We start from the raw sequence: 12,306 nt of genomic DNA, 5'->3' as shown, positions 1-12,306 counted from the left end.
TTTAAATATATAGTATAAAAAAATACTGTCAATATCAGATTGCGTTGCTCAACACCAGAAAAACTTAAAGCAAGCGGAAATTCAATTTAACCCCTGATTTCCGCTTGCACTATGTAGTAACCCTCTGAATAGCTAGAATTTAAGAAACACTTCAAATGATGCGAGCGAAAATGTAGTCGCGGGTGCGAGAATCCACAGGGTTAGTAAAGATTTTATTTGTAGTACCAAATTCAACCATTTGAGTAATCCGATTTTCATTACTATAAAAGAAAGCCGCAAAATCAGATAGGCGAGTAACTTGCTGCATATTGTGAGTAACAATCACAATTGTCAACTCAGAACGCAAGTTATGGATCAAATTCTCGATTTTCATACTACCCATAGGATCGAGACCTGAACAAGGTTCATCCATCAATAAAACGTTAGGTTTGACTGCTAAAGCACGAGCAATACATAATCTTTGCTGTTGACCGCCAGAAAGCTCTAAAGCAGATTTGTGCAGCTTATTTTTTACTTCATCCCAAAGTTCGGCAGCTTTGATGGCAGATTCAACAATTCCATCTAATTCTATTTTCGGATGCCATCCAACTAATTTCACCCCATAAGCAACATTATCGTAAACGCTCATGGGAAAAAGATTTGGTTTGGGAAAAACCATACTAACTTGGCGACGTAAGCGATTGATGTTGACACGACGCTCATAAATACTCTGCCCGAAAAATTCTACTCTTCCTTCAACCCTTACTTCTGCTTCTAATTCGCTCATGCGATTTAACGATTTAAGAAAAGTAGACTTCCCACAACCACTAGAACCAATAATTGCCGTGACTTGGTTTTGATAAATATCCATTGACACGGCTTCAACTATCTTTTTAGTTTCGTAATAGAAGCTGAAGTTTTTGACTCTGATGGCTGGAATTAGTTTACTCATATTCCCAAAACGTATGAAACAAAACTTGACAAACTAAAACAGTACAAATCAGCAATGCTGTTTCACTATGTTACTCCCAAAAGGATATATTCATGGAACTTACGTAGCTATACAGCAAATAAAGTGTTATTAGCTATTTGTATCAAGACTGTGTTTCAAAATGTATCTTTTGCAGACTTTTTATACCCATTTTTTGCACCTTGACTTAGAGGTTGTTTGAAAAGTAGTATGTTGTGATTTTAATCGAATTATTACCCCCCTTAATCCCCCCTTATAAAGGGGGGAAACAAGAAAATCCGGTTCCCTCACGCCACATGCTTCAAGTCGGGCATTGCCCGCCCAACGCAGTGGCTCCCCTTTATAAGGGGAGGGTTAGGGTGAGGTAAAAAAATATTTGATACATCAATCATGACTTTTAAAACATCCTTTACATAGCATCCTTGCTTATGAAAAAGGATTAGGTCTATTTCGATTTAAAATATTTATGTATAAATCAAAACATCAGTATCATATATCCTCATGGATAGTGAGGAGTTAGTTTTTTGTAAAGATAAATTAGTAACTTTTTTAAACCTTCTAATTCGCTAATGCGATTAAGAATTTTCTGCGATCGCACTAAATCCTTTAGTTACCAAAACTATCACACCATAAGCAAATACGCCTACAACAATTGAAGGCACGGCTGTAATAATACTAGTGAAAAAACGAACAATACTAGCAACTGGGTTAGTTTGACCAAATTCTGCTAAGAAAATTCCCACAAAATTGATAATAAAGGAATGAGTACTAGACCTGTCAAACCAAAAGCGATCGCATTCATTGCATAGGTAAATATTACTCGCTCTGTTGGCAGAGGACTGCATAATTCTGCCGCCAAATAATTTTATTTTTGCTTGCGGCTACAATACATTACTAAAAGTATAAATAATCCTATTCCTGCTAGATATTTAATCGGCTCAGGTACGCTCGGATTAGGGGAGAAAAAGCCTTCGATCGCACCAGCAATAATCAACATTGGTACAATCCCAAATACTAGCTGCACTGCTTGATAACCATAAAATTTCAGTGCATCTCCACGGCGATATTTACCAGGAAATAAAATTGCTCTTGCTAATAATAATCCCGCCCCCCCAGCAAAAAAGATTGCAGGTAATTCCAAGGAACCATGCGGAAACACAAAGGCCCAAAAAGGATAAGCCAGATTATTTTGGGCAACTAAAGTACCAACAGCACCAATTAATAAACCATTAAATATCATCAAATAGGCTGTGTATGCTCCAGCCGTTATACCACCAGCGACAGCCCCAAAAGACACCGACAAATTATTGATTGCGATCCCGCTAGATGCCAGAGGTTCAACACCGACAATTGAACCCATCCATAATTTATGCTCATCTCGCACCTTGGTAATCAAGCTTTCAGGTACAATCAAAGGCATAAAGCTGGGGTTTTGCCAGGAATACCACCAAGCCACTAGTGCGCCTAGTAAAAACAGTGCCGTTGCCGCAGCAATGTATACAAATGCTTTCTGGACTACAGATGGTAATCCCCAACGGTAAAATTCTAGGATTGCCTGCCATTCTTGTCGCCGCGAACCTTGGTAAATCTGCGTATAGGCACGAGTTGTTAAAGATTGTAAACTTTGGATCAAAGTATTGCCGATTTGCTGAGTGCGGGCACGTGCTAAATCTGCGGACACTGAACGATACAAACTCGCTAGCTCTCTAATTTCTGCTGCCCGTAAGGACTTTAACCCTTTTTTTTCTATCTGCCTTAATAGGGCATCTAAACGCTGCCAATTTGGTTCTCGTCGCGCAATCCAACGTTGAATATTCATGAATTTTGGGAACACTGAGTTTAATTTAGCTTAAGATAGCCTCAAATTCATCTCCGTAATTTAAAGGGAAATTTAGCATTATGTCTGAAAACTTTGGATCTTCCGGCCAGATACAACCACTGAGTATCGGTAACGTTGTCAGTGCTGCGGTACGGTTGTATCGTTCTCATTTGAAGACTTATCTTAATCTAGCTGCGATCGCTCACTTGTGGATTCTCGTTCCTGTGTATGGTTGGGCAAAATATGCAGCCATTTCTGGACTAATTTCACGCTTGGCTTTTGGAGAATTGATTTACCAGCCTGAAGGTGTTCAAACTGCCAGAAGCCATGTTAATCCACGTCTTTGGTCATTTTTAAGAGTTGCTTTGCAAGTAGGTATATCTTTACTGGTAATTTATATTGGACTAGCGATCGTCGGCGGTGTACTAGCTGGCTTGATCGGAGTAGCATTAGGAGGAATATTAGGTACTTCAGGCATTATAGTCATAACCACATTGGCAATAATTGTAACGGCAGGCATTATATTATTAGGACTAACCTGGTTCTACTCCCGTTGGATAGTAGCTGAAGTGCCTTTAGCAGTTGAGGAAAATATCAATGGTGGCGAAAGTGTTGCCAGAAGTTGGGAGCTAACTAAAGCCTCAGTTTTTCGCATTCAAGGCATTGTTTTAGTTGCTTTTATCGTTACAATGCCGTTGGTGTTTGTATTAAACTATATACCTAGCTTATTCCTAATCAGGCTTGAGCCTGGTACTGCTATTTACTCGATTGTGTATATTATTTCTGTGATTGGAAGCTTGATCGGTGGAGTTTTAGTCATGCCATTCTGGCAAGCACTAAAAGCTGTTTTATACTTGGACTTGCGTAGTCGGCGTGAAGGTCTAGGTTTACAATTACGAGAACCTCCCTCGCAAGATTTTCGTTAACCCAACACCTTAATCCAACTCTATTAATTTTGAATTAGTTAAAATATGCGCTTTTTTAATCGCATCACATTCCAGACTCCAGAAAGTGTAGAGTTGGAATTCACTCTAGCGGGAATCGGTAATCGAGCCTTGGCACTCCTGATTGACTATACAGTGTTGGGTGTAACTTTGCTTCTGTTTGTCCTTACTTGGAGTGTCTTCTCGACACAGCTGTTAAATTTTGTTGAATACTTTTTTACAAATTTACCAAGTTTAGACATTTGGTTGTTAGCAATTTTTTTCATTATCACCTTTGCAATTTACATCGGCTATTTTGTATTTTTTGAAACATTATGGTTTGGGCAAACTCCTGGTAAACGGGTTGCTAAAATTCGCGTAGTTCGAGATGATGGTAGACTCATCGGGCTACAACAAGCAACGCTACGTGCTTTACTGCGGCCCTTTGATGAAACTTTGTTTATTGGTGCTTTTTTAATTATGTTGGGTAGCCGCGAAAAGCGCTTAGGTGATTTGGCTGCTGGCACAATTGTCATTCAAGCCCAAACACCGACTGTATCTGCAAGATTGACAATTTCAGAACAGGCAAAAGGACTTCATCAACAGTTAATCGAAATTGCTGATTTCTCGCAATTGATGCCAGATGATTTCGCTGTGATTCGCGAGTATTTACAGCGACGTGGTGCAATGTCGTTAAAGGCAAGAGCCTCACTATCTCTAAAGCTAGCCGATCAAGTTAAAGCTATTATTAATTTAGAAAAATTGCCAGAAGCTGTTACGCCTGATGTATTTTTAGAAGCAATTTACCTTGGTTATCAACAACCGAAATTTTAAGCTAATTAATAATGAGTAGTCAGTAGTCAGTGAGTGGAAACTACTGACTACTAACGTACTAACTGATTACTTAAAAATCCAAAATCGGCCAGTCTGGTTCACGATAATAGCGTGTCATGTTGTCAAACTTTCGTAATTCAACACCATCGATCAAAAATTCTGGCAAATTCAACAGCCATTGTTCATTCAATTGAGAAAGCATAGTGCTGAAGCTTATGCGGTCTAGGTCAGATGAAACCTCCCCAAAATAGGCTAATGTAATATGGGCTGTGAAGTGATAATGCTGCTCAATACCCAAGGCAATTAAGTTGGGATTTTGATAAATTGTTCGGCGAAATTGAATAATTTCCTCGTAACAGCGTTCATCTTGGGGGACTAAACAAATGGCTACAGCTCTTGGCATCAGTATTAGTCCCAGCATTTGCCATTTAATTGGATGACTCCTGTTTGTCATCAATTGTTGATATTTTTGAAATATTTCAGCTAAACAAGAGTGTAACTCCTCGTCAAATTGAGGATTTTTTTCGTAGGCATCAAGGTAAGCATTGTCCCAAATTAAATCCGCTAAAGTCAGATGGAAGCTAGCAGGAGGTACAGGTACAATCAAATTACGGTTTACAGGCAACTGCAAAAGTTCCTGTTGATAAGTCTGTAATTTGGCATAGAAAGCAGAGTTGTGTGATTCTTCTTCTGCCGGCGGGGTAATTAGCGTATAGCCAGGAAAGGATGCTGCTTGTCTCAACCCAGAATGTGGCTGAAACTTAGAAGATTCCTGAATATGCTGGGCTTGGGATCTGTAGGCTTCTGGCAGCGTCAGTCTTGCTAACCGATTTAAGTAAGTTTGATAGTTGTCGTCCAATCTTCATAGCCTCACGCTCTCACTTGATAGATTTTAGGGAAAATTACCTTGATTAACAGGATGATTTCAAAAGTATTTAATTTTTGGGAGTGGGGAGATGAAGAAGCAGGGGAGCAGAGGAGCAGGGGAGACGAAAAGACAAGGGGAACAAGGGGGAATTATTGAACAAGTCTCTCCCTTATCTCCCCCCTCTTCCTTGTCTACCTTGTCTCTTCTCAATGCCCAATGACGCCAGTTGCTTCTCCTGTCGGAGACGCTGCGCGAACAACGGATAGCGCAGCGTTAGCGAGTAATCGAGCGTCGGGAACCTCCGCAACGCACTGGCTCCCCAATGCCCCATTCCCAATCTACTACAAGGTTTATCTATGCCAATCTATGTTTACTGGGGTGAAGATGATTTTGCGATAGAAAAAGCGATCGCTGTTTTGCGCGATCGCGTCCTCGATCCCCAATGGACAAGTTTTAATTACACTGCATTCTCGCCAGATCAAGCTGATGCTGCTATCCAGGGGTTAAATCAGGTGATGACGCCTACTTTTGGCGCTGGTGGGCGCTTGGTATGGCTGATAAACACTACTCTGTGTCAGCACTGTCCAGAGAATGTGTTGGCAGAATTGGGGCGATCGCTAAGAGTCATTCCCGAAAACTCATTTTTATTGCTCACCAGCCGTAATAAGCCAGATGAACGCCTCAAATCCACGAAATTATTAAAACAGTTTGCTACCGAATTCCGAGAATTTCCCCTCATTCCCCCTTGGAAAACAGAATTACTGGTGCAATCTGTTAATCAAGCAGCCCAGACTGTGGGCGTGAAACTGACTGCCAATACTTCCCATCTGTTGGCAGAATCTGTTGGCAATGATACACGGCTTCTCTACAATGAGCTAGAGAAATTACGGTTATATGTCCAAGGTAGCAATAAGCCTTTAGACATAGATACTGTTACGAAGTTAGTAAGAAATACTACTCAAAATAGCTTACAATTAGCAGCAGCAATCAGAACAGGAGATACAGCTAAAGCTTTGACAACCTTGGCAGATTTGAGCAATGCTTCCGAGCCAGGATTACGGATAGTTGCGACGCTGATTGGACAATTTCGCACCTGGCTGTGGGTAAAGATTATGATAGAAAGTGGGGAACGGAATCAACAAGCGATAGCTATTGCCGCTGATATCGGTAATCCCAAACGGATTTACTTCTTACAGCAAGAAATCAAGCTGCTTTCTGTGCAACAGTTAATCTCTTGCTTACCCCTACTGCTGGAGTTAGAAGTTAGCCTCAAGCAAGGAGCATCAGAAATGTCAACACTCCAGACTAAAGTAATCGAACTTTGCCAAGTATGCCGAGGAAATTGACAATCAAATATAAAAGCCTGATGTATTGAGCAGTTCCTGGAACTTCCAACTCCGAAAATAATTCAAAGTTCTTATAATATCCCTGATGTAGTTTTGTGTCACACACTATATGAAGAAAATTTCCGATTTATTTTCTCGAACTAGCCGAAAGCGAACCCTTTTGCGATCGTTATTTTTCGGCGCGATCGCTACTGTGAGTGTGATTTCCAACGCTTTTTTATTAAGTTCCAAAGCTGACGCTCAAACTCCACCACCAATAGTTAACAATACTGAAATCAACAGTTACGCTCAAGCCGTGCTAGCAATGGAGCCAGCCCGTCAAAATGCCTTTGAAGAAATTAAAAAACTTATTGGCGATGGAGAAATTCCCAATATTGTCTGCAACGATTCTAATAGCATAAATGGTCTTCCAAAGAAGGCTCAAGATATTGCAGTGAACTACTGTAACCACGCTCAAAAAATTGTCGAAGATAATGGTTTGAAATTTGAACAGTTCAACAAAATTACTATAGAACTACAAAATAATACCATCTTAAAAACGCAGGTTTACAATACCCTATTACGCTTGCAACAACCTCCTGAGTCTCGGTAAGTAGAAGGGCTACTTCAATCAAAGCACGTAGTAAGGAAGTGGCTAATTACTATGGTAATCATAACTCAATTATTCTGACATTACAGCAGTCCTATCTAATTCATGAAAAATATAGAAAAGGAAACGAACCGCCTTCTCTAGGAGACACTATGTCTAGCTTGCTTTCCTGTAGAGGTACGCGCAGTGTGTTGTAGAGAAGGGCGCAAAGGTAAGAAAAAGATATATCATTCAATACAGTTCAGATCAGCCCAAAACCCAGATGTAGAGACGCGATAAATCGCGTCTTGAAAGACCAAGTATCTACACCAATAACCCTTAACCCAAGCGGATTGATATATATTTTCATAAATGATTTAAGACTGCTATTTATAAATTTTGATATTAGAAAAAAAGCGAATGAGGCATTGGGCAGAATTTAATTCATATTCCCCAATGCTCCATTTCTAAGTCCGTCCAACAAGTCTGGCGACTACTGTAGCTAACTCATCTGCTTCAATAGGTTTAGGTAAATGCAGTTGATAACCCTCTTGTATAGCTCGCATCCGATCCTCTGCCCTAGTATCAGCTATCAAAGCTGCGGCTGGAATATTTCCCCCTAGTTCTGGTGGTTGCGATCGCACTTTACGGATCAAAGAGTAACCATCTTCCTGGAGCATACCGATGTCGCTGACTAAAGCATCTGGTTTCCACTGTATAATTAACTGCAATGCTTCTGGAACTGATGCTACAGCTGTAACTTCGGCTTGGCACTGTTCGAGGACTGTGGTGATAAATTCACGGGTATCGGCTTGGTCATCTACAACCAGTACGCGCACACCAAGCAGGGAGAGGGGCAGAGGGGCAGAGGGGGGCAGAGGGGCAAAAGGATGGAGGTGGGCACTCTTGAGAAGTGGTAGTTTGACTGTAAACGTCGCTCCTTGTTCTTTACCTGGGCTATCTGCGTGGATAGTACCGCCATGTAATTCTACTAAATGACGGACGATCGCTAATCCTAGTCCTAATCCACCATAGATTCTAGTGCTAGAACTATCAGCTTGACGAAAGCGATCGAAAACGTAAGCAAGAAAATCAGGACTGATACCAATGCCTGTATCAATCACTTGAATTTGGGCATATTTATCCGTTGTCTGTTGTTTTTTTTGTCCATTGACTACTGACAATTGCACCTCTACCCTTCCTCCAACGGGTGTGAATTTGATGGCATTGGATAGCAGATTCCAGATAATTTGTTGCAAGCGCTCAAAATCCCCGGAAACTAAATATTGAGAATTTTCACCCAGCTTGCTGTCCTCTGAATGTTGATTGGTTTGGGATTGTGCTTTTGGAAATTCGAGATTTTCGTGATTAATTCCTAATCCCCAATCTGAATTTCGCGTTTCTTTTGAGGGAATCAGAGAAAATCTCAAATCGATTTCCTTGGATTGGGCGGCTAAACTAACAGTCTTGATGGCTGACTCAATTATGGGAACCAAATTACAAGTACGGACATCGAGGCGTAACTTGCCTCTACTCATCCGCGATATATCCAGCAAGTCTTCAATTAGCTGGGTTTGCGCTTTGGCGTTGCGCTCAATTGTCTCCGTAGCCCTAGCCATTTGGGTTTCACTGAGCTTGCTTCGTTGCAGTAATTGCGCCCAGCCAAGGATGGCATTGAGAGGCGATCGCAATTCGTGGGATAATATTCCTAGAAACTCATCCTTCATCCGGTTGGCCTCTTGCAACTGCTCAGTTTGTTGTTGCAAAGAAGCAATTAAACTAGCCCGTTCCATTGCGATCGCTATTTGGTCACATACTGCTTGCATCATCCCTTTTTGATTGTCGGTGAAGCTTAACAGAGTGCGGCTGCCAAAAGAAAGAGTACCCAATAGCCGTCCTTGGGCGATCAATGGGTATGCATAATAAGCAGTAATGCTTAAAGAGCGAATCAATTCTGTTTTTTCTTCAGTTGATTGCTGCACATTCTCTACAGCTATAGGATGGCGTGAGAGCGCTACACTACCACAAACCCCTTCACCAAATGCCAAACATTCAATTTCCTTTGCTATTTCCTGGGAAATACCACTGTAAGACCTCAACCGCATTACCTGAGAGTTATCCTCAACCAAATAGTTAAAGTAAATATCTAAACCAATTTGCTCTCTTAGTTTTCGGTAGACGCTATCGATTAGTAGTACTGGTTCCTGACTCGATAGTAAATCGTTGGCTGTGTCAAATAGTAGCTTTAGCCTTTTGTAACCTAACGAGAGTGCTTTTTCTGCCTGTTTGAGGTTGCTGATTTCTTGGAACACTAAGATACAGGTAGCCGGATGACCGTGCATTGCTGGCAAGGTATCAGCAAATACTAGTAGAGAGCGCACACCAGTGGGAGTGTGCCAGTCCACCTCCAATCCATTCAGGCGTTCGCCACGGGCAACCCGCACCCCTGGCATAAGTTCATTGGGGATGCGATCGCCAGCTGCATCTGTATATTGGTAGACTGTGTGATACTCTGCGGCTGGTACACCTTTGGGAAATTCGCCCCCAGCTAATTCGTTAGCAGAGCGATTGGCAAAAGTTACCCGCGCCGTTCCTGGTTCGATAAACAGCAACGGTCTTGGCATCAGATTTAGCACATCCTCTAGCCATTTTTGCTGATTTAGGAGTCCTTCCTGTGCCTGTTTGCGCTCCGTAATATCTAAAAATGCACCAACGCTTCCTCTGGTTTTACCCTCTTCGTCAAACAAGGGTGCAACGTACTCCAACAGGTTGACAATTTTTCCATTTTCATGTCTTACATCGAGTTCACTATCTAGAACTTCAACACCATGAGTTGCAGAGTATTGCATTGGGAGTTCCTCTGCTGAGAGTTCCCTTCCTTCTCGGTAGATTTTAAAGCTTGTCGATTTTTCCTCCAAGGGAGCGTTGAGGGAGGCATTTGTGTCTGAGGATATTCCCAGCTGCTTGGCAAAAGCAGGGTTGACCTTGATATTTTGGCATTCTCGATCTTCGGCAATGCCAATTCCAATGGGAATTACCTCCAACAGAGTTTGTAACTCAGTAATGCGGCGCTGTAGATCCTTGTTTAGTTGTAGGATTTGTTCCTTGGCTTGTTTTTGCTCGCTGATGTCGCGAGTCACAGTTGCTAAGGCAATTGGCTCACCTGTCTTCTTGTCTGTAACAGTGAAGATATTGTAATCAACTGGTATCGGTTGACCTGTTTGAAGATGCCGGAAGCAGAATTCTCCCTGCCAGCGCCCTTCTAATAGCACAGTCGGCAGTATATATTCTTGAAAATAGGTTTTGTCTTTGGGCATGAAGTAATCTAATACTGCTTTTTGCCTCACTTCATCAAGGTTGGCAAGACCTACCAGCTTTTGACCTGCATCATTTATGTAGAGTAATTGACCTTCAAGGGTGGCGATGCCGATAAAATCAGAGCTATTTTCTACTACCGACACTAATTTTTGTTGCTCTGCCTCTGCTTGTTTGCGTTCGCTCAAATCAAGGATAAAGGCTACTGACTCTTCCCGGTTTTCTCCTAGCAGGACGTAACCAATTAAAACCGGGATGCGGCTACCATCCTTGCGAATATATTCTTTCTCGTAGGGCGTACAAGCAGCGTTGGTATTTCCTTGGGCTTCGGCAACACCTCGCTCATCCAAGTATAGATACTCTGGTGGTGTGATATTGCTCCAACTTAACTTACCTACTGACAAATCCTCCTGCGTGTAACCAATCATCCTCAGAAATTCGTCGTTTGCCTGCTGGATACCGCCATACACATCGCCAAACAGAATGCCGATGACGTTAGCATCTACAAAACTTCCTAGTTTAGCTTCGTAGGTTCTCAGTGCTTCTTGGGCAAGGTCGCGTTGATAGCTGAGGCGTTCAATAACCCTGGCACTTTGCCAAATCAAAACAGTAAAAATTACAATCAGAACGATCGCAAACACCGATACTGCAAATGCCGGATCGTATTGTCCTGCCCGTTGACCTTCAACGATTACCCACCCCAATATAAAAGGTACTGCGATCGCGGCAATTAATAAACGACGTGCAAGTAAGCCGCCGTAACTATCACTTGTAACTATCCTCATTAAGCCATGTTCTGCCCGCACCCACAGAATACCCATACTTAGTAAGAGGAACAACACCGCTGTGTGTAATGCCATTGATGTTGTATAAGGGGCAAGTCCGTAGAGAACTTTCACTTTGTAGGCATAGCCCATTAGCGCTTGAAAGGAAATTAAAGTAGCAATCAGAACGATAATCTGGGCATACCAATAACTGCGGTGGGTTTTTGGATGAATCAGAATCTGTAGAGCGACACTAACCAGTATAAAGTTCAGTGCTGTGTTCACCCCCATTCGCCCCGGATGCGATGTCGCTATACTAGTTTGCGAATCACGGAACACCAGCTCATCAATGCCGAGATTCCAGCCGAACAGATATTGACAGAGGGTAAGCGCTGCAATTGTGATGACAGCTATTGCACAGACCTGAGAGATTAGAAGAGTAGGGAAATGGGTAAATAATTTTGTTAGCGCAGGGTTAGCGAGTCCGCGTTCGCGCAGCGTCTCGTAGAGAGCGTCATTTTGAATTTTGAATTTTGAATTGTTTCCCCCTGCTCCCCTGCTCCCCTGCTCTCCTTCTAAAAATAGCCACAGCGACACACCACACAGCACAAAACATAACGCTGTGTTGACTTTCATTGTGGCAGGACTACCAGGGAAGCCGCGCTTAAGAACTTCAATGCCAAGACACCAGCCAACTAATACCAAGCTGCCAACAAAAACAGCGATCGCACTTGCGACTCTTGCCACAAGTGCATTTGTAGAGATTTTAAATCTATCTTGCAGCCGCAAGCGGTTAATATTTAACATTGAGTGTTCTCTAACCGCATCTATCTAGCGTAGTAAACTTACGTATTTCTTACGGTTTAACCATTTATGTCCTTTGTATTGTATGTTACCCCTTGACTTGGTTTTCATCTACC

At 42.0% G+C, this 12,306-nt stretch carries 8 protein-coding genes and 1 pseudogene; 4 read left to right on the top strand and 5 right to left on the bottom strand.

Going from position 1 to position 12,306, the window contains the following annotated elements; genetic code table 11:
• Positions 1–151: 151 nt before the first annotated feature.
• From pstB to V7L12_RS14240, 3 genes and pseudogenes are all read right to left on the bottom strand, one after another.
• The gene (pstB, locus tag V7L12_RS14250; protein WP_335084974.1) at positions 152–931 is read right to left on the bottom strand and encodes a phosphate ABC transporter ATP-binding protein PstB; all 780 of its coding nucleotides are present in this window, start codon (positions 929–931) and stop codon (positions 152–154) included.
• A 605-nt stretch (positions 932–1,536) separates the two neighbouring features.
• A pseudogene (locus V7L12_RS14245) lies at positions 1,537–1,808 on the bottom strand (phosphate ABC transporter permease PstA); the annotation flags it as partial.
• Between the two features lie 6 nt (positions 1,809–1,814).
• Positions 1,815–2,768 carry a stage II sporulation protein M gene (locus V7L12_RS14240; RefSeq protein ID WP_335084972.1) on the bottom strand — a complete coding sequence of 318 codons (954 nt, stop codon included), beginning with the start codon at positions 2,766–2,768 and terminating at the stop codon, positions 1,815–1,817.
• An 80-nt stretch (positions 2,769–2,848) separates the two neighbouring features.
• Between V7L12_RS14240 and V7L12_RS14235 the strand changes: the two genes are divergently transcribed.
• The gene (locus V7L12_RS14235) at positions 2,849–3,694 is read left to right on the top strand and encodes a hypothetical protein (RefSeq protein WP_335084971.1); all 846 of its coding nucleotides are present in this window, start codon (positions 2,849–2,851) and stop codon (positions 3,692–3,694) included.
• Between the two features lie 45 nt (positions 3,695–3,739).
• Positions 3,740–4,525, top strand: a complete 786-nt coding sequence (locus tag V7L12_RS14230; RefSeq protein WP_335084969.1) for an RDD family protein — start codon at positions 3,740–3,742, stop codon at positions 4,523–4,525.
• Between the two features lie 70 nt (positions 4,526–4,595).
• On the opposite strand, the gene V7L12_RS14225 is transcribed toward V7L12_RS14230, so the two are convergent.
• Complete coding sequence (locus V7L12_RS14225) at positions 4,596–5,384, bottom strand: DUF1868 domain-containing protein (protein ID WP_335084967.1); 789 nt, start codon at positions 5,382–5,384, stop codon at positions 4,596–4,598.
• Positions 5,385–5,749: 365 nt separating this feature from the next.
• Here V7L12_RS14225 and holA point away from each other — a divergent pair, with 365 nt between their 5' ends.
• Both holA and V7L12_RS14215 read left to right on the top strand, forming a co-directional pair.
• Positions 5,750–6,739 (top strand): DNA polymerase III subunit delta, encoded by a 990-nt coding sequence (holA, locus tag V7L12_RS14220; RefSeq protein ID WP_335084965.1) that lies wholly within the window; start codon positions 5,750–5,752, stop codon positions 6,737–6,739.
• 109 nt (positions 6,740–6,848) lie between these two features.
• The gene (locus V7L12_RS14215; RefSeq protein WP_335084963.1) at positions 6,849–7,331 is read left to right on the top strand and encodes a DUF4168 domain-containing protein; all 483 of its coding nucleotides are present in this window, start codon (positions 6,849–6,851) and stop codon (positions 7,329–7,331) included.
• Between the two features lie 443 nt (positions 7,332–7,774).
• Here the strand turns inward: V7L12_RS14215 and V7L12_RS14210 are convergent, their stop codons facing one another.
• On the bottom strand, positions 7,775–12,193 hold the full coding sequence (locus V7L12_RS14210; RefSeq protein ID WP_335084961.1) for a PAS domain S-box protein: 4,419 nt from the start codon (positions 12,191–12,193) through the stop codon (positions 7,775–7,777).
• Positions 12,194–12,306 lie beyond the last annotated feature (113 nt).

This window comes from Nostoc sp., assembly GCF_036918245.1.
GTDB lineage: Bacteria > Cyanobacteriota > Cyanobacteriia > Cyanobacteriales > Nostocaceae > Nostoc.
The sequence above is the reverse complement of the archived record's forward strand: the minus strand, read 5'-3'. Positions and strand labels throughout refer to the sequence as shown.